At 44.5% G+C, this 18,897-nt stretch carries 14 protein-coding genes; 1 reads left to right on the top strand and 13 read right to left on the bottom strand.

Translation table 11 applies throughout. The annotated features are described in order from the left end of the window. Positions 1-83: 83 nt before the first annotated feature. Positions 84-1,025 carry an AEC family transporter gene (locus DOD25_RS04665; RefSeq protein ID WP_004106240.1) on the top strand — a complete coding sequence of 314 codons (942 nt, stop codon included), beginning with the start codon at positions 84-86 and terminating at the stop codon, positions 1,023-1,025. 221 nt (positions 1,026-1,246) lie between these two features. On the opposite strand, the gene DOD25_RS04670 is transcribed toward DOD25_RS04665, so the two are convergent. The 13 genes from DOD25_RS04670 to DOD25_RS04730 form a co-directional block, all read right to left on the bottom strand. Continuing rightward, complete coding sequence (locus DOD25_RS04670; RefSeq protein WP_112928813.1) at positions 1,247-2,686, bottom strand: Maf family nucleotide pyrophosphatase; 1,440 nt, start codon at positions 2,684-2,686, stop codon at positions 1,247-1,249. A gap of 33 nt (positions 2,687-2,719) precedes the next feature. Further along, positions 2,720-3,796, bottom strand: coding sequence for a homoserine kinase (gene thrB / locus DOD25_RS04675; protein ID WP_032842465.1), 1,077 nt, complete (start codon positions 3,794-3,796; stop codon positions 2,720-2,722). 18 nt (positions 3,797-3,814) lie between these two features. Beyond that, a complete protein-coding gene (locus DOD25_RS04680; RefSeq protein WP_004106232.1) occupies positions 3,815-5,188 on the bottom strand; it encodes a homoserine dehydrogenase in 1,374 nt (457 codons plus the stop codon). 61 nt (positions 5,189-5,249) lie between these two features. Continuing rightward, a complete protein-coding gene (locus DOD25_RS04685) occupies positions 5,250-6,242 on the bottom strand; it encodes a CPBP family intramembrane glutamic endopeptidase (protein ID WP_004118563.1) in 993 nt (330 codons plus the stop codon). Between the two features lie 101 nt (positions 6,243-6,343). After that, positions 6,344-7,486, bottom strand: a complete 1,143-nt coding sequence (locus DOD25_RS04690) for a D-alanine--D-alanine ligase family protein (RefSeq protein WP_004106228.1) — start codon at positions 7,484-7,486, stop codon at positions 6,344-6,346. Positions 7,487-7,558: 72 nt separating this feature from the next. Then, on the bottom strand, positions 7,559-8,554 hold the full coding sequence (locus tag DOD25_RS04695) for an NAD(P)H-dependent glycerol-3-phosphate dehydrogenase (protein WP_004106227.1): 996 nt from the start codon (positions 8,552-8,554) through the stop codon (positions 7,559-7,561). A 141-nt stretch (positions 8,555-8,695) separates the two neighbouring features. Continuing rightward, the gene (locus DOD25_RS04700; RefSeq protein ID WP_004106219.1) at positions 8,696-9,580 is read right to left on the bottom strand and encodes a lysophospholipid acyltransferase family protein; all 885 of its coding nucleotides are present in this window, start codon (positions 9,578-9,580) and stop codon (positions 8,696-8,698) included. Positions 9,581-9,600: 20 nt separating this feature from the next. Then, positions 9,601-10,464, bottom strand: coding sequence for an anchored repeat-type ABC transporter permease subunit (locus DOD25_RS04705; RefSeq protein WP_064340515.1), 864 nt, complete (start codon positions 10,462-10,464; stop codon positions 9,601-9,603). After that, the gene (locus DOD25_RS04710) at positions 10,464-11,252 is read right to left on the bottom strand and encodes an anchored repeat-type ABC transporter ATP-binding subunit (protein WP_162720539.1); all 789 of its coding nucleotides are present in this window, start codon (positions 11,250-11,252) and stop codon (positions 10,464-10,466) included. Before DOD25_RS04710 ends, DOD25_RS04705 begins: the two co-directional genes overlap by 1 nt. Positions 11,253-11,272: 20 nt before the next feature. Then, a complete protein-coding gene (locus DOD25_RS04715; protein ID WP_217428718.1) occupies positions 11,273-13,018 on the bottom strand; it encodes an anchored repeat ABC transporter, substrate-binding protein in 1,746 nt (581 codons plus the stop codon). A 51-nt stretch (positions 13,019-13,069) separates the two neighbouring features. Next, on the bottom strand, positions 13,070-15,265 hold the full coding sequence (locus DOD25_RS04720; protein ID WP_112928816.1) for a choice-of-anchor M domain-containing protein: 2,196 nt from the start codon (positions 15,263-15,265) through the stop codon (positions 13,070-13,072). A 13-nt stretch (positions 15,266-15,278) separates the two neighbouring features. Beyond that, complete coding sequence (locus tag DOD25_RS04725) at positions 15,279-16,481, bottom strand: choice-of-anchor M domain-containing protein (RefSeq protein WP_112928886.1); 1,203 nt, start codon at positions 16,479-16,481, stop codon at positions 15,279-15,281. Between the two features lie 34 nt (positions 16,482-16,515). Then, on the bottom strand, positions 16,516-18,834 hold the full coding sequence (locus DOD25_RS04730) for a choice-of-anchor M domain-containing protein (protein ID WP_112928817.1): 2,319 nt from the start codon (positions 18,832-18,834) through the stop codon (positions 16,516-16,518). Positions 18,835-18,897: the final 63 nt, after the last annotated feature.

Genomic DNA, 18,897 nt, shown 5'->3' on the forward strand with positions numbered 1-18,897 from the left:
AAGTTGCGTATCTCTCCTATAGTTACAGCATAGGTTCGCACGCATGCAATTTGCGTGCGATTAACGAATTTTGGAGGCAAGAAATGGGCTTAATCAGCGCAATGCAAGGCTTTTGCGTAATTGGCATTGTTATTGCTGCAGGCTACGTTACTGCTCGCATGCGCGTTGGCGGTTCACAGGCTCAAATGGTCCTAAATCGCGTAAGTTTTTTCGTTTCCAGCCCTTGCTTAATGTTTGCAATACTTTCTAAAGAGCCTATTTTTGAGATTTTTCACTCTTCGATTTTTGTTGCATTCTTTTCTGCGATGATTGTTGGAGTTGCGTTCGTTCTGCTTAATCGCTTTTGCTTCCATCTTCCTGCAGCTGACTGCACTATAGGTGCTCTCAATTCTCTTTATTTAAATTCCAACAATATTGGCTTGCCGGTTGCGACTTATATTTTGGGAAATCCTGCGCTTGTTGCTCCGATTTTAGTTATGCAACAGGCTGTATTTACTCCTGTTGGTTTGACTGTTCTCGACATTACAACTACTGGAAAATGTTCTCTCAAGCGCATTGCACAGCAGCCTTTAAAACAACCACTTTTAATTGGTTCGCTTGGGGGAATTATTATTTCTGCAATTTCCGCAAAAGTTGGCTACTTCCCTGTTCCTAATTTTCTTTACGATCCAATTAAGATGATTGGCGATTCTGCAGTTCCAATGATTTTAATGGCTTTTGGAATGTCGCTTTACGGCAGCAAGCCTTTGCAAAAAGATTCTAATCGAGCTGCTATTGCCACGGTTGCTGTGTTAAAAAATCTTATTATGCCTGCAATTGCGTTTTTGCTAGCTTATTTTGTGATGGGTTTCCGCGGGGCGACTTTGTATGCGTGCGTTGTGTTAGCTGCTCTTCCAACTGGTCAAAACGTTTACAATTATGCTGCGCGCTACAACGTCGGCTTAAGTTTTGCGCGCGACGGCATACTGTTTTCTACTGTCACTAGCCCAATTTGCATAGCCGTAATTGCCGCAATTTTGGGATGATTTCGTGCGCAGTTTATGCCGCCTACGCGCGCAATGCTGCGCTCAGGCAGGTCGGAGCGCACACAAAACACAACCCAGTTTCTAAAACCCAACCACACAAACCTGCCCTGCCTTCGTCAATCGAGACGAAGGCAGACCTCGCTTGCGTTGAAAGCACACCGCGCTTTCAACCCTAAGCAAGCTCGGCGCTCCGAGTTGCTTTCGCGCGCGCTGTGCTGCGCTCAAGCATGTCGGAGCGCTAACTCATCAAGGCGCGCACGGAAAGACGGCCAATCCGTGCGCATTGCCGTAAGCAACTTCAGCTTAGGCACGTCGTCAATTGGCACCCACTTAATTTCCATACTCTCGTCGTCGTGCGCGCAAGGATCCACACTATGCCCCGGCTTTTCAAACGCAAAAACCGTTGTATAACACCAGTTTCCGTGATCCTCGCGGTAAGCTCCAACAACTTCAATATCTCCCGAAGTAATATTTGCTTCCTCGAAAGACTCACGCAATGCGCCCTCAATCGCGCTTTCTCCATCGGAAATTGCGCCACCAGGGATGCCCCAAGTGCCACCTTCAGCGCTCCAAAGCGCGCGATGTTGCATCACAACGTGCGTCACGCGACCAGTTTCGGCATCTCGCCTAGCAAGCAGAACTCCAGCAGCACCGTTATGACCCCAATGCCTGCGACCACAATCGCAATGCACCCAGCCATCTCCCGGCTGATGCACATTTTCTTTAGGCACTTCCGTGGAAGTCGGATCATTCTTTTCGCCAGTTTCTTCCAAGCTTTCCTTATTCCACAAATCCGGCCAAGCATATCCAAGCTCTGAAACCATTTGTCTCAGCAGCGGCAAGCTGATTCCAAGAACACCGTGAGGATCTCCATTAATGCTTTCAATAAAAGCTCCGCCAAAACCTTCTAGTGTAAAGGATCCTGCAACTTCTAGAGGTTCACCAGTTGCTACATACGCGCGAATTTCCGCGTCACTCATTTGCGCAAAAGTTACGCTTGCATGACTTGTTTTGCAAATAGTTTTGCCGGTTTTTGCGTCGATTAAGCAGTGGCCAGTCCACAATTGTCCTGTTTTTCCGCTCATCTGCTTGATTCTCTCAAATGCCACTTCAGGAGTATGCGGCTTTCCGTAGCACTCACCATCGAGTAAGAACATGGAATCGCAGCCAACAATCAGCACACCGCTACAATCATGAGAAGATTTATTTGTATATGCAAAATCGTGAATATCGAAAGTTTTTGTAGGAACAGTAACGCCTGAAAAATCGCGAGTTTGCGCCGTATCTACGTTATGCGTTACGTCTGATTGCGAATCGCTTGCTAAAGCATTACCAGCAGATTTCGCAGTTTCTGCAAGTTCAGAAGATTCAGTTTCAGCTTCCAGCGGATACCCCACAACTAAATCGCCACTAGCCGAAGCAGCCGTATCCGCCACACGTTTCCACGCATGGTACACAGCTTGAGCTTTTGCGCGAGCCAAAATAGAAACTCGCTGCTCAGCACTCAACTGCTCAACGCTTGCACCTCGCTCACTAGCGGCATCACGCAAAGCCGCCGGCTCATCCACTTCGCTTACGTGAATTACCGGAATCACGCCAGCCGCCGCCAAAACCGCTCTACGCGAAGGAGACTGCGAGGCTAAAATCAACGAAACTGTCATACCTTACCCTTCCCTTTTACAACTTCACACAACTTATTCGCGAGTTATTGCAACGCCAGTAGAATCAACAGGCACGTGCAAAACGCGCCAGCCCGTACGCGAAAGCCACGGCTCGGCAATTGCGTCGATTTTTTGAGCTGCACTCTTGTTATACTCGGCATCTCCTGCATAAAATACAGCAACGCACGATCCTGCTCCCGAAATCGCTGCCGCAAAACCATGCTCGCGCAACGTCTCCACCAGCTTCCACGAATCTTTCATAAGATTTGCACGATACGTTTGATGAAGAGCATCTTGAGTTGCTGCAAAAAGTAGCGCATTTCGCGAAATATCAGATTTTACTGTGCCTAATTTATTTTCAGAATCGCTATTTAACTCACCAAAAGCAACCGGAAGCATTGCAGCTCGCGACACATTAAATATTGCGTCACCATACGGCACTTTTGCTGGAAGCGCGCGTCTAGCAAGCTCTGTAGAAAGCTCGAAATCAGGAACGAATACCGACACAGAAATATCTTGCGAAACTTTGTATCGCACAGTATGAAAACCGGTAGAAAGCGGAGCTTCGCAATCTCCAGCCACGCGCACAGAACCTTTGCCTTCCCCAGCATCAAGCTTCCAACTCATCGTCAAACCGCCAAAAACTGCAGGAGCAACATTGTCTGGATGACCTTCAATTGCGGCCGCAATTTCGAAAATTGCTTCGCGATTAAGATCACCTTCGTGAGCAAAAGCCCAAGCAGCAGCAACTGCAGCAACAATCGCTTCTGCAGAAGAGCCCATACCGCGCGCTTGCGGAATCCGATTATGCGCTTCTAACGTAAATCGCAAGTTTGGCAGACCAAATATTTTGCAAGCTTTGCGAAAAGTCGCTACAACTAGATGCGTTTCATCTTTTGGAAGCGTATCCTCGCCTTCGCCGTGAATAATTACGCGCACGTTTCCAGCATAATCGAGCGAATCAAGCGAATTTTTAGAACGATTATCATCCAGAGTAAAAACTAAAGAATCCGCATAATCAAGCGCAATACCGGCTGCATCAAACCCAGAACCAAGATTTGCGCTAGTTGCTGGCACGCGCACGGAAACACTGTTACATACTGGCTTCATACGATCACCTGCAGCTTTTCACTTTATAACGCGCAAAACTAGCGGCTTTCCGCACACAACGTCCAACTTCTGCAAATCCTCGCAAATAGCTTGAACCGCAGCTTCCGAACATTCGCTCACAAGCACGCGCACACTGCCAGGTCCACCAAGACCGCACTGTGGGCAATCCGAATCACCTTCAGTTTGAGAATACTTAGCTTGACACGCCGAAGCCAAACGCTCATACACAACGCCATGATCTGCAAAAACATCCATAACTTCGCTGCACAAAGCCAAAGAAGTATCTTCCATATTGCAACGAATCACAAAATCTGCTCTGGTCTGCTCGCTAGAGGCCGGCACATACTTGTTGTACATTGGCACGCCAAAACCTGCGCATCCACGCACAAGATTTCGAGCAGCACTAACAACATCTCCAACAACAGCACTTGCAGTTGGAGCGCCGCCGGCACCGCGTCCGTAGAACATCAAATCATCTGCAGCCTGCGCCTTCACAAATACAGCATTAAAACTGCCATGAACCGACGCCAAAGGGTGCTCCGCGCCAACAAGCGCCGGATACACACTAACGCTTACTCCGCCATCTGAGTTTGATTCGCCGTCGCAATGCCTTTCAACTGCTGCAAGTAGCTTAATTACACGCTTTTCCGCGCTCGCTGCAGCAATATCTTCAGAGTCAATCGCGCTAATTCCTTCAACAGAAACATCGTCAATACTTACCGGCATTTGGAATGCGAGAGTTGCAAGAATCGCAGCTTTATTTGCAGCATCGAAACCTTCAACATCTCCGGTCGGATCCGCCTCAGCATAACCCTTTTCTTGAGCTGCGCGTAAAGCCGAGTCAAAATCAAGTCCGCGCACAGTCATTTCGTCAAGAATATAGTTGGTAGTTCCGTTTACAATCCCGAAAATTTGCGTAATTTCGTCGCCAATAAGTGACTCTCGAAGCGGTCGAACAATAGGAATCGCTCCTGCTACAGCCGCCTCAAAGTACAAGTCAACTCCGTGACTTTCTGCACACTCGTATAATTCCGGACCAAACTTTGCAAGCAACGCTTTATTTGCAGTAACAACAGATTTTCCATGGCATAGCGCACTTTTTACAAAAGTATGAGCCGGCTCAAGTCCGCCAATAAGCTCGATTACAATATCAACGTCTTCGCGGGTGCACAAAGAGGCAGTGTCTGTAGTTAGCAAATCACGCTTAATCCAAGGAGCGTCAACTTCTTCCGGATGCAAGCACGCAACTCCTGCAAGCTCAATATTTGCACCAATTCTAGCCGCAAGTTCATCACTCTGCTCAACTATAAGTCGCGCTGTTTGCGAACCGACTGTTCCGGCACCAAGCAATCCAACGCGAATAGTTTTATTGGCTAATTTTTTGCTTAACATATAACTCGCCTCCTTAAGTCATGAATTTTGAATTTTTGTTTTTCGTTACGAAAAATAGCAGTTACGAAAAAAGCATCATCACATTAAGAATCACAGAAATAATCAAAAATGCAATTACACCTACGGTTCCATAAAGTGATTTCAAATTATTTTCCTTAGGCAATTCCAAAGGCGCATCAAAGAAAACTAAATATCGGCGACTACGAGCAAGTAACACTATTCCAACTACAAGCACTGCAAACACAAATATGCTATATAATCCAGCTAGCACAAATCCAGAAGGCAAATCCATTAACTCTTTATTCGATAATTTGTCAATTTCTATAACATTCCCGTTTGCATCTGTCATCTGTTTTAGTAACCATAAAGCAACAACGCTTCCTTGGAAGTTCACAATCATGTGAAGAAATATGCTGTAACGCAATTTAGAAGTGCGTACGTACATGTACCCGAGAATAAGCCCAAGCCCGAAAGCGTAGAAAAATTGGAATATATTCATGTGGAATAATGCAAAAGCTAAAGCAGAGAACACAATTGCTTTCTTTTCGCCATACACACGCAATCGAGAAAGTATTTGCTTTCTAAAAAACCATTCTTCCATAATAGGAGCAAGAATCACTACGAACACAAACGTTTCCCACATATTTCCAGACACAATAGTCTCTGAAATGCGATTTTCTGCTTTACCGTCTGTAATAATTGAAGCTAATGTTGTACCAATTAAGTTTCCTCCATACATAACTGGCACACTAACTGCGTAGAATCCCAAAAATTGACGCAAAGACATAGAAAATTCACGCGACGCAAGAGTTGGTACTGCTCGCATAATCAGCATTGCAATAGGAAGCGCTATTAAATATTGCGCAATGTCAGACACTAATATTGTTGCAATAGATTTTTCTAAAAATTCTTTAGGCAAAAAATACGGAAAACACATACCTAATGCATATGCAGCAGCAATCCACACAACCATGAACATGCATAATGACATTCCAATAGTTCCCTGCCGCTTTCGCGCCAACAAATATGTGTCGTCATGTTGTATCTCTTGCATACTCATTCCTTTTGTTATTCTTTACGCTTTATCGTGATTTTTCGCTTTTTATTTGACGTGTGCTACGTTTGCGCTGCTTGCGCTACTCGCACTATTCACACTTACTTAAGCACACCCTCAATAAGCTTCGTAATTAAATCGCCATAGCTTATTCCGGTTGCTTCCCAAGCTTTTGGATACATGGAGATTGGCGTAAACCCAGGCATTGTATTGATTTCGTTGATCATCACATGACCTTCAGGAGTCACGAACGAATCAACACGGCTTAATCCTCTACCGTCTGCTGCTTTGAATGCTGCGAGCGCTGTTTTACGCACGAGCTCCAAAGTTTCCGCAGGAAGATCTGCTGGAACTTCCACGTGCGAAGCCGCGGAATCCATGTATTTGCTATCAAAATCGTAGAACTGATCTTCGCCAGCCTGACGCTTGTCTAACACAATTTCACCTGGCAAACTTACTTTCGGCTCCTCGCCATCGCGAGCTGCAAGAACCGCACACTCGATCTCGCGCGCGTTAATTCCTTGCTCTACTAGCACTCGCCAATCGTGCTTCGAAGCTTCAAAAACGGCTTGTGCTAAAGCCTTAGCATCATGCGATTCCACTTTTGTTACGCCAAAACTAGATCCTGCACGGCTTGGTTTTACAAAAAGCGGATACTCGAGTTTTGCTGCCTCAACTTGCGCAAGCATTTCGTTTGCGTACGCAGCAAAGCGATTCGTCGAGTCACTTGCAAATTTTCTAGCATCCAACGCAATTCCTGGAGCGACATCAATTCCGGCAGCCTTAAACAGTTGCTTTGCGTAGTATTTATCCATGCATGCAGCCGAAGCCAACACTCCGCAACCGACGTACGGCACTTGCATCATTTCTAGCAAACCTTGCAAAGTGCCATCTTCACCGTTTGGACCATGAAGAACTGGGAAAACAGCGTCGATATGACCTAAACTTTCAAGCGTGTCGTCCGCTTTTCGCACCAAGAATCCGTCTGCACCCTTTGCAGGGTCAAGCACAACATCGCGCGTTCCAGCGGTTTTTGTGATTACTGGCAACTCGCCTTCTTCCATGCGGAAGTTACGAGGATCTTCACCACCAACAATCCATTCGCCTTGTTTTGTGATTGCGATCCGCACAATGTCAAAACGATTTTCGTCTACAGCACTGAGCACTCCAGCAGCAGATATGCAAGAAATCGAATGTTCGTCTGCCTTACCGCCATACAAGAACACTACACGCTTTTTCGTCATTTTTTTCCTTTATATATTTTTGAATTATTCTAATTATTTTGGATTAGTTTTGATTATTTTCGCAAACGCTACTTACTCTTCGCAAACGTCGTCGTCGAAAAGCATTGCGAGCATTTCTTGGCAGGAAATTCCTTCTTCAAGCACGCGAGCCATTGCACTTGCAAGCGGAGTTGCAACACCCAAACGCTTGCCCATTGCAACTACTGCACTTGTGGTTGGCACGCCTTCTGCAACACCATTGCTCACGGCAGTTGCTTCTTCAACGCTCATGCCTTTTCCAAGATTTGCACCGAAAGTATAGTTGCGGCTTAGAGGAGATCCACAAGTTGCAACTAAATCACCAAAGCCAGCAAGACCTGCAAAAGTGCGCGAATCTGCGCCTTCTGCTACGCCCAATGCCGTCAATTCTGCCAAACCGCGCGTTTCAATCATAGCCGCCGTGTTTTCGCCATATCCTGCGCCTCGGGCCATACCAACTGCGAGCGCAACCACGTTTTTAAGCGAGCCACACATTTCTACGCCGATTACGTCTGTTGACACAAATGCTTTAAAGTAGCTGTTTGAGCATGCTTTTGCAACTACTTCTGCCTGAGATTTTTCTGCGCAAGCAACTACTGCTGCAGCCGGGTGGCGAGATGCAACTTCCTTGCTCAAGTTTGGTCCGGAAAGTGCAGCAAAACGGTTACGCGGTAAGTTCAAAGCTTCGCACACAACTTCATCCATACGTTTGCCGGTTGTGCGCTCAATGCCTTTCATAAGCGAAACAACGATCGCATTTTGTGGAATCAAACCCACAAAACCTTCCAACGCAACGCGAGCAAACTGTGCCGCAATCGCCACGACTACAATATCCGCATTCGCAACAGCCTCTGCTCGATCCCCAGTTGCAGTCATGTTTTCTGGAAGTTTTTCTACGCTAGGCAGGCGCACGCCATTATGATGATGATCGCGAATTCCTTCAACAATTTCCGGCTCTATTGCCCACATTGTCACTTGATTTCCTGCATCCGCAAGTACTTGTCCAAACGCAGTTCCCCAAGCACCAGCACCCAACACCGTAACGTTCATGTTTTACGTCCTGCCTTTCGGTTGTGAGTTTTATAAGCTACTGTATAGCTATTTATTTGTAATCACACTATTACATAATTCTACACATGCCGCTTTACGGGATTTTTAAAAGATACTTTATTTTATTCTTCTGTATATTTTTTATTCTTCCGTAACGCGTTTCATCTGCCTGTAATCGAAGTATCCTGCAGGAGATTTTTCTCCACGAATTTCTTCCATAATCTGCGTCATACGCACACGCACGCGACGAGCCAACTCTTCAGCAGATTCAAGAGGAGGTAGCTCTCCCCAATTTTCACTCCCCTTTAGCAAGTCAGCATAATCGAGTTGGGTATCGTAGCACATTACAACATTTTTCTTTGGCCACGGCCACCAATGGTTAATGCTTGCCGCACCCCATGTAACCGCGCAAAATAGCGGAATCTGATGTCCGAGTCTGCGCGATGCTTCGAGAGCAATTATACCAATTCCGGGCTTCATGCTCATAGGCCATTTTTTAGGATCGCGCGTAACTGTTCCTTCAGGCCATACACTTAAAGGTCTGCCATTGGTGAGGATTTTAATAGATTCTTCTTCTATTTCTCGCGCTCTTCCGCTTCTGCGCGGGACCGGCTGCATGCCTACAAGCTGGAACCATTTGCCTAAGATTGGCCAGTGAGCGAGTTCCGCTTTTGCCATGTAGCGCGGACGACGACCTTGGTGAAATAGTGCAGTCATAGGTATGAAAACGTCAAACATCGTCACGTGTGTGCAAGCTGTAATAAACACGCCTTCTTCTGGCACGTTTTCCAATCCCCACGCCTTTACTTTGCAGCGCGAACGCAATACGCGCGACGTTCCTTCGAGCAGTCTTTCGGCGGCTTTAGGATTTTGCGCGTCAATTTCTACCTGATTTGGCTTGCGTTTTCCTGTCGGATAGTAATATGTTGGGTCAACTAAATTGTGTTTACTTGCTAAAAGCTTTACTTGCTCATCACTGAGTGGTCTTACTGCGCTTCTTGGCGAAGGTTTTCCTTTTGATACCATGCTTTCTATTGTGCAGCATGCTATAAACCTACGCTGCGACCTACTTTTGCAATCAACCCATGTTTAGGAGAGCACGCCCAAGCGAGCACAAAGAGAGCGGTTGCTACGAGCACAATTGTTCCGCCCGTTGCTGTATCAAAGCTCCACGAAATATACATTCCAACAATCGAAGAAACGCAACCAATAACAGGAGCTAAAACCATCATCCTAGATAGCCGATCAGTAAGCAGTCGCGCAGTTGCAGCAGGAGTCACAAGCAGAGCAAGCACAAGCACGTTTCCAATAATTTGCACGGAAACAACTACAGCGATAGCCACTAACACGTACAACATTCCATCTAGCCATGCAACCGGCAATCCCATTGCGCGCGAAGTTTCTCGATCCATCGATACGCAAACAAGCTCTTTGTGGAACATGCATAATATAGCCAAAATAATCAAACCAGTAATAGCAACAACAGCAATATCTGAATCAGGAATACCTGTAATCGAGCCAAACAAGAAGGATTCTAAGGATCCAGCGTAGCCAGATGCTTTAGAAATAATCACAATTCCAAGAGCAAAAGCAGATACGAAAAATACGCCAATAAATGAGTCTTCGCGAAGCCTACGGTTTTGGCTAAAAATAGATACGATTAGCGCGGTTGCAACTCCTGCGAGTGCTCCTCCAAATAGCAGATTTCCTTGCAATACGAAGGCTATAGCAAGTCCTGGGAATACTGAGTGAGCTACAGCATCTCCAATAAACGCCATTCCTCTAAGCACTACATAGCATCCAACTACACCGCAAATTACGCTAGAAAGGCACGCTACAATAAGCGCTTTTAGCAAAAACCAAAGGTCAGGATTTGTTAAATCTTGTATAAATTCTATTGGAGATAACATTACTCTTTTACCACACTTTCCTTACCAATTACGCGCTCAACTGCTTTAATAAGCGGATTTTGCGGAGCTACGTGGAAGGTTCGTACCCACTGTTCTGTTTGCAAATGTTGCGGATCGTCGTCACCCACAATAGTGCCATCAAATAGCATTATTCTCGAGCATGAGTTAATTGAGCCAATAATATCGTGCGAACTCATGAGAATTGCTTCACCAGAAGCAGACAATTTTAAGAACAAATCGGTAAGCAGCTCCTGAGTAGGCATATCGAGTCCAGTAAACGGTTCGTCTAGCAAAAGCAAACGCGGCTCTCCAGCCAATGCTCTCGCAACAAGCACGCGTTGCCGCTGGCCTCCAGAAAGTTCTCCAATCGTGCGATCTTGGAAATCAGCCATTCCTGTGCGCTCAAGCGAGTTTAATGCAATCTCGTAATCTTCTTTTTTAGCGCGGCGAACGTAACCAATATGACGAATCCTACCCATCATCACTACATCTAAAACAGAAAGTGGGAAATCCCACGCAATATCGTGACGTTGTGGCACATACCCAACGTAAGATACGCGAGAATTAAGTTTTGCACCTTCCATATGAGGAGCACGCACTTCGAGTTTTCCAGTATGTGGAATCAAACCCATAATTGCACGAAATAGCGTTGTTTTACCGGCACCGTTTGCGCCAAGTAATCCCACAAATTCGCCACTATTAATGGTAAAAGAAACGTCTTTTACAACAGTGCGATTCCCGTACGAAATATTCAAGTTTTTTGCGCAAATTACTGCATTTTCTTCCATATTTACTACCTTTAACACTTTCACTTCAAACATTTCGCTAAAGAATCCGCGTTAGCTCGCATCATATCCGCGTAAGTTCGCACATTTGCGTCGAAAGCGTCACCATAAATTGGGCAAACTTTCACATGCGCTTCAGACGCAAGCTCTTTAAGCACAGACGAGCGAGAAATTAAATTCGGCTCTAAAAACACTGCAGGGATTTCCAAGTCGCGCAAAATTTGCGAAAGTCTGCGCCTATCTTGCACGCTTGGCTCGCTTGAAGGGTTGATTGTTACAAATCCCGCAATATTTACGCCATAAGCTTTACCTAAGTATGCAAAAGCGTCATGCGTTGTAACCAAGTTGCGACGCTCTTTTGGAATTGACGCCACTTTTTGCCTCATATACGCGTCTACATCTAATAGCTTGTTAATGTATCGGTCCGCATTTGCGCGATATTTGCGAGCATTTTTAGGATCGACTTCACACAAGCGGTCAGCTATTGTGCGCACATAAGCAATTCCGTTTTTCACTGACTGCCATAAATGCGGATCAATATCTCCGTGAACATGTTTTCCAAGAACAGCTTGTGGAAGTTGATAGATTTTCTGCCGTGCAAATCCAAGGAATCTATAGCCTTGTTCAGCTGGAATTTCTTTTAAAGCATTAGTCGGCACTTCTACTACTACATCTCGCGGCTCATAATACACGCGCTTTGGCGCAACCGACCGCTTTTCTTGCAAAGTGTCAACTCTGTACAAAAATCCGCGTTTAGCTAAATCGTAAGCCAAATCTGCATGGCCTTGATTCAAAACTACACTAGCTCCACGCTTTTTCGCTAATTTCTGCGCGTTAATGCCAACAGCAAAACGCATAGTTGCGTTTCCTAAACTTGCAACCCTCTCGTTTTGAGCATTGAGCATATCTGCGTGAAAACCGAGAGTGTATTCTCCTGGCTTACTAAAAGCCCAACTTAAATGCGTGTGCGCGTCCGCAGGCAAATCCACATGATCTTCATCGTTAATTCCGTTTGCTGAATTAACGTAAGTTTCTACACTTCCAAAAGTGCCAGTAAGGTAAGCGAAAAGCGAACCAGGACCAGTTACTTTAGTTGCAGTTAAGCGGATCCTGTCCGAACGCTTCATGTTGTATGCTTTTGGCTTTATTACAGTAGCGCGTCCTTCTTTCGTTACAGTTGAAGGCGCGTTTGATTGCGAAGACTGAGAAACTTGAGAAGACTGCGAAGATTGCGAAGACTGCAACTTATCAGATTTCTTTTGAGATTTCTCTTCAGATTTTTGCTGCTCTTTAGCATCTTTAGCTTCTTCAACCAGCTGCGAAGTTTGGCGTTCTGTAGCAAGACCAAGCCAAATAGTGTCCAACGACACATCTTCGACCATTGGAATAATATCCGCCGCATGTTTCACGCTTTCTTCAGCAAGTTGCACATTCGGCACGCCTTTTCGCAAATTCGCATCTAAAGCAGTAATAACACCATGCTCCTCAAGCATCATGTAATTACTAAAAGCCACGTCCGCATACACAACATCTCTGATTGAACGCAATCGCGGCTCGTAAGAGTGCGGATCTGCATTATCAGGTACGATTGAACTCACATTTGCAGCATCCCCTGCTACATTCGCCACCATATCACGCAAAACGCCTGTAGTTGTAACTACATTAATGCGACCATCGCGATGTCCTGCACGATTCCCATTAGCACTACCACAAGCAGAAAGCGGCAAAATAAGCGCGACGACTGCAATTGCACCAATCGAAGAAAACAAAGTTTGCTTTACTCTTCTGGGCCTATGAATCACCCTTACACACTCCTACTACTAATAGCGCAACAGCCAGTTGAAGTTAATAAGTCCGCGATTGTAGAGATACCAAATCCCTGCACCCAAAACGCCAAGCACAGCAATAATTCCACCAGCAAGAAGCGAATAAGCAAGTAAAGGATTTCGCTTAAATAATCCTGTTACACCTTTTGCTTCAGACTTCACAACATCGTCATTATCGTTCAACTTCTGTCGGTACAAACTTTTAGCAAGCCTCTTGTTACTAATTTTTGAAACAAGACCTTTATGCTTTTTAGCTTTTCTTGGCAATTGTTTTCCAGAGTGTGAATTATTTGATCCAAAACCACGACCACCAACAAAAGAATTTCCGCCACCGACAAAACCGATTCCACGGCTGCCATGATTGCCGCCAGAATGAGGCAAATTAGCAGGTTTTGCTGGATTATGAGGTGCAGAAGGTCCACCTTTTTTGCTTTTGGTGTCCTTTTCTTCATTGTTTTCAACACCGCCAGCAGAGCCCATTGGCGTTTCTTGTGGATCTACACCAACAGCAACGTGAATATTGCGAGTTACTGTAGAATTTCCGTCAGAAGCTTGGAATTGCAATGTGTAATATCCAGGTTTGTCGAAATCCCAATTCGCATGAGCATGCGTATTTGCAGGTATTGTATAATCTGTTGCTCCTTGAGTGGAGAAAATCTCTTGATCTCCGCCGCCCAAACCTCCAAACATCCAAACGCGTACGTTTCCAGGACCTTCAACTCCTGTTAGGCTCAATTGAGTTGGCTTATGAGGATTCATAGACTGATTATTCCAACCCATCCATGGCACACCATCAATTTGTGTTTGCGGTATACGATACACGCCGTTAGTTTTACCAGCATCACCAACTGCGAATACAACTGTATCCGGGTCTCTAAAGACGTGGCTTCCTGTCACATCTTCTTGCACAGCCATATCAACTTTATTTGAATCGCCAGTATATACAGCAATATCAACATGACCGTGGTCTATAACGAGTTTGTCACCCTTGATGTCTTTGAACTTTGTCGAAGTAGATTGCTGACTTTGAGAATCTTGCTTTCCGCTTTTCGCGTTATGTTCCCCATGAATAAGACCACCGTTATTACTTCCAAAAAGTCCTCTATTACTTCCAAGAAGTCCTTGTTGTTGCATTTTTGCTCCAGGCCATGGAGTCACATACACAGTGTTGTTGTTACCGTTAATGAAGAAAGATCCGTTACTTTGTTGCACATTAATACTGTGATCCTCACTTTGAGAATCGTCATTATCATCTGAATCTTCTTCGTCATCTTCACCATCTTCATCACCATCAAAAGATGCGCCATCATAATCAGCAAAATCCCCAGCTGTTACATCATGATTAGTGACGTGGAATGTATAGACTTGCTCAGAACTTTGCTCCTCGTCACCAACGGTAGTAGTAGCCTTCATTTTTAACTTGTACACACCAGGACGGTTAAAAGACCAATACATGTGAGAATGCTTGCCACCAGTCTCAGTGATGTCAACATCTTTCGGCCATCCGTCAACAGAACCAAGCATTTTCTCATAATCGTCACCGCTGCGAGTATACATAAAAACTTCGCCGTTGTGGGGTGCTTCGATACCAGTTAATGACAGTTTGACTGTTGGGTTAACTTTTGTAGAACCAGCTCCCTCATATAACGGTCTAGTATCTAAACCAGGCCATAATGCACCAGTATTTCCAGCTCCAGATTGATCAAAGAACCAGACTACACCTTCGCGAGTTGTTGCGTAGATTTCTTTTATTATCGGATCATTCTCATCTTTGGAAAGCTGCATGATATTTTTAGAACCAACTTCAAAAATAAGTCGATTCGTATCGTAACGAGTGCCATCATGATCTTCACTTTCAAACGCATCTCCCAAGGTGCCTAATACTATGCGCTTGCTTGCACTATCAAAGAAAGTTGCAAAAACATCAGCATGACCTTTATACGCGTGACACATTACAGCTTTACTATCAGCCGCAGGTTGTGAAGCAGTTTTATCTAAGCGAGCAGCCGTACACGCTTTAAAATTAGCTTGCTTTATTGCGTCAAAATCTTTAGAAGATTTCTTTCCGCTTACAACAGTTGCGTCACTGCCATTGTCAGCAAAAGCTGCGGGAGTTCCCATCATCATGCCACACAAGCACACGCCCACCAACAAAGCGCGAGATAGTTTCTTTATACTATTACGAACCATTTTCGTCACACCATTATTTCCACTGGGTACCATCAGATTGCATATTGTCTGATTGAGAATATTGAGAATTATTAATTGGTGACATCACTGTCGTTTCTTGATCACGCACTAGATTTGACAAAGTACTGTCGCCATTTGCATTATTCACAAAATTTGCATTATTTGCATACTGTTGATTAGCTTGTGCAGAAACTTGCTTAGCAAGCGCAAGATTTCGTGCTTTCTTGCTTTTAGCTACAACTATTAGCACAAAAATCACAATAATTACGGCAATAATAGCCACAAAAATACCTACAATTTGAAGAACTAAAGCTGTATCATCACTTTTTTCAGATACTTTGTGAGAATGCTTATGCTGGTTGCGAAGGAGTTTGTGATGATTGTTAGTTTCATCTTTTGTGGATTCATCGTTGTCTTCTTCATCTTGATCCTCTTCGTCGCCTTCGCTGCCACTTGCTCCAGCAGCAGCGCCCGCACCTAAAGCAGCATTAGGATCGGTATTATCTCCAACTGCAAAATTAAGAACACGCGTATCGCTTACAGCGCGTCCGTTTTTAAGCTTTCCTGAAAAAGTAAGCTTCACATGATAAATTCCAGGCTTAGAAAACACCCAATTCACGTGAGTATGAGCGTTAGTTTCAATCCAGCTGTTTTGCGGATAACCTTTAGTACTATCCCAAAGCTGCTGTGGATTGTTATTGCCATTTTCTAAGTAAACATGCAATTTGCCTGGACCACTTACTCCTTCAAGCGAAAGGTTTGCACCACGATCGAGCTCGTTAAGCACGCCACCTTCCTGCGTATTCCAACCAAGCCACGGCACATCAGGATTCTGAGTTTGTGGAATAACATACAGCTTCGTTCCAGGCTTTTCGCCAATAAAACTGTAGGCAGCGTCATCAGGCATAGGAATTATTGAATTGCCACCTAATTTAAATACCACATTTTCTGGGTCTCGCCACACTGGTTCATCACCAGTATCATCGCGAATCTTCAATTTCCATTTGCCGTCGATTAGCGTTGGTCCAAAATCAGCATGACCTGCTTGAATCATAACTGGCTGATTGCCTTCAGTGGCATAAGCAGTTTCTTGCATTGGATTTGGTGCACATAAAGATGCAACCAAAGTTACTAAAGAAAATATGAGCGCAAGCAACGCAGTAGAATATGCATGCTTTCGTTTTACTTGCAATGTTTCATTTTGTTTGTAATTCATCATTTAAACTTTCTAGTAATAATACGAATACTATTTACAACAATTTCAATCTAGGACGTACCAAAGCACCGCATGCACCAGTTATTGTGCATAAGCCGACGCTCGCACCTGAAGCTGCAACCGCAACCCACTTAGTCGAGGAACTATCACCTTTTGTATCATCTGAATCATCTTCATACGCTTCATCAGATTCTTCGTTGTATTGCCTTGCACCTTGCAAAGCATGGTGTTCAGTATTCTTAACAAAATCAGAGTTATTGACAGAACTATTTTTGGACTTATTACCAGAATTATTATCTGTTCTTACGAAATTACGAATAGTCTGTCCACTTTTCTTAGAACTCTTGTTCTTAGTATGAGTTCCGCCAGAAGTTCGTCGCGATGAATTATGTAACGATGTTCCGCTTGAATTTTCTGTTCTTGTAAAAGAACTAGAACCAGAACTAGCACCACTTTGCGTATTATTTTTAGAATTATTCTTACGATTAGTGCGGTTAGTCTTATTGCGATTCTTCTTTGTGCGCTTGAATTTTCTGTTGGATTTCTTAAAGAAATTAGATTCGAATTGGAATCCACCATTAGAGCTAGATCCGAATAGTCCAGAATTTGCAGCACCGCCGAATACGCCTTTCAAAAAGTTCTTTCCACCAGCGAAATGCTTAGTCTTATTTTTGCGCTTATTATGACGCTTCTCATGGTGCTTTTTCCCGTGAGGGTTCTCATCATCTTCAGAATCAGAACCACTTTGATCATCATCGCCATCATGGTTATGAGAGTGAGGAACACCTTTCATCTCAATAACATAATCGCAAAACTCATCAAACATTTTATTACGGTAAAGTTCACCGTTCTTTAAAACTAAGGAAGGACGAATCGTTGCACCTTGCATTGACGCATCAAGTTTTAGCTCCAACTTGCTGCTTGCAGCACCCGGAATGCGCTTAAATTCGCTTTCTCCTTCCTTTTTCATCAACCAAACATAATCTTTGACAATGGAAGTTACTGGACTTGTCGGATCGTCAATTGGCGCACCGGTAACACCGTCGGTTGCAACATGAGGGTTAAGCAATACTGTTTTCGCGTGTAAAGTATCCCCTGGTTTGAAACGCTTATAAGGAGCAATTGCTTTTACTACAGGATGTCCGTCGGCACCGTGATCTTCAACGGCGATGGTTGCAGACGCAGTATCTTTGCCAACTTGCGTTTCACCTTCAGTTGCGTGAGCATACACTTTCATCTTGTTCATTGCAGGCTCAGCCGGAAGCTGCAATCTCTCAGCAAAAAGAGTGGTTCCATACGCGTCAGGACCTTCGTCAGCACGCACATATCTCCACTCAATACGAGCACCCTTTGGTTTGTTAACTACTTTTAAGTCTAAACCACCATAACCTTCGTATGAATGATAATGCGGATGAGGCCCGGAATCACGAATATTGCCGATGCGCATATCGCCGCCATCGTCTTTATCTGTGTCTTTATGATCTTTGGAAGCTTCGTGCGCTTCTTCATCATCGTCAGGATTAATAAAATCACCGCGACGGTGCAAATCAAGCGTTTCCGTAATGCCAGAAGCAGGTACTTCGCCTGAATATGTATCTTCTACTTCAAAAGTGTATTCTGCAGGTTCGGTTGTGATCTGCTTCTTAGTGTTCTTATTTGTAATAGTTGCTGCTACTTTTAGCTTGTAAACGCCAGGCTGCGTAAATCCCCAGTTTGCATGCACGTGGCCAGCAGTATGTTGGTGAATTACGCCAGGTAGCATAAATCGACTGCCATCAGTATCAGGTTCGTCGTCTAAATCATTCTCTTCAAATGATAATTTCTTCGAATTTTTTCCAATGCCATCGGTAGTCCAAAGCAGAATGCGCCCGTTCATTGGTCCAGTAACTTGCTGAATTGCAATATCTGCTGTTGCATCATCTGCGTGAGATGCGCCAACTAAAGATGCAGCATAACCTGTGTCCCAACCCGGGAAAAGAGGGTTCCCTTTTTGATTTCCGGAACTATCGAGATAGTAGTATTCAGTAGCGAGAGCAGGAAGTTGCGATTTTGTAGTGTACGTGCTTTTAGCTACGCGCAAAGTAGTGTTTTCAGGCTTTAAGAAAGTAGCAGCGTCTTTTTCGACGGCCATAATGAATTTACCATTGTATTGAATTGGGTAAAACACGTCTGTATGGCCGTGATTTAGCACTTCCTTTTTTGTAGGATCGTATTTTTCAGCAGGATTACCATTTTCTAATGCAACTGCCGGTAAAGCTGCACTAAATCCTGATGCGAGCACGGCAATGGCAAGTATTGCAACACTTGCCATTGCAAAAGCACGTTTCACAATATTCCTAATGACCTGAGTCATAATTACTATTTCGCTCTCTACACTTCATCTTCTTATCGTTATATGCGCTCTTCTTTTCGCAAA

The sequence above is a fragment of the Gardnerella leopoldii genome, assembly GCF_003293675.1.
Classification (GTDB): domain Bacteria; phylum Actinomycetota; class Actinomycetes; order Actinomycetales; family Bifidobacteriaceae; genus Bifidobacterium; species Bifidobacterium leopoldii.

Excerpts from the sequence above, each read along its gene's own strand:
- DOD25_RS04670 (WP_112928813.1), bottom strand. The coding sequence starts at position 2,686 with ATGACAGTTTCGTTGATTTTAGCCTCGCAGTCTCCTTCGCGTAGAGCG.
- DOD25_RS04690 (WP_004106228.1), bottom strand. The coding sequence starts at position 7,486 with ATGACGAAAAAGCGTGTAGTGTTCTTGTATGGCGGTAAGGCAGACGAA.
- DOD25_RS04695 (WP_004106227.1), bottom strand. The coding sequence starts at position 8,554 with ATGAACGTTACGGTGTTGGGTGCTGGTGCTTGGGGAACTGCGTTTGGA.
- thrB (WP_032842465.1), bottom strand. The coding sequence starts at position 3,796 with ATGAAGCCAGTATGTAACAGTGTTTCCGTGCGCGTGCCAGCAACTAGC.
- DOD25_RS04730 (WP_112928817.1), bottom strand. The coding sequence starts at position 18,834 with ATGACTCAGGTCATTAGGAATATTGTGAAACGTGCTTTTGCAATGGCA.
- DOD25_RS04665 (WP_004106240.1), top strand. The coding sequence starts at position 84 with ATGGGCTTAATCAGCGCAATGCAAGGCTTTTGCGTAATTGGCATTGTT.
- DOD25_RS04720 (WP_112928816.1), bottom strand. The coding sequence starts at position 15,265 with ATGGTTCGTAATAGTATAAAGAAACTATCTCGCGCTTTGTTGGTGGGC.
- DOD25_RS04725 (WP_112928886.1), bottom strand. The coding sequence starts at position 16,481 with ATGAATTACAAACAAAATGAAACATTGCAAGTAAAACGAAAGCATGCA.
- DOD25_RS04680 (WP_004106232.1), bottom strand. The coding sequence starts at position 5,188 with ATGTTAAGCAAAAAATTAGCCAATAAAACTATTCGCGTTGGATTGCTT.
- DOD25_RS04705 (WP_064340515.1), bottom strand. The coding sequence starts at position 10,464 with ATGTTATCTCCAATAGAATTTATACAAGATTTAACAAATCCTGACCTT.
- DOD25_RS04685 (WP_004118563.1), bottom strand. The coding sequence starts at position 6,242 with ATGCAAGAGATACAACATGACGACACATATTTGTTGGCGCGAAAGCGG.
- DOD25_RS04710 (WP_162720539.1), bottom strand. The coding sequence starts at position 11,252 with ATGGAAGAAAATGCAGTAATTTGCGCAAAAAACTTGAATATTTCGTAC.
- DOD25_RS04700 (WP_004106219.1), bottom strand. The coding sequence starts at position 9,580 with ATGGTATCAAAAGGAAAACCTTCGCCAAGAAGCGCAGTAAGACCACTC.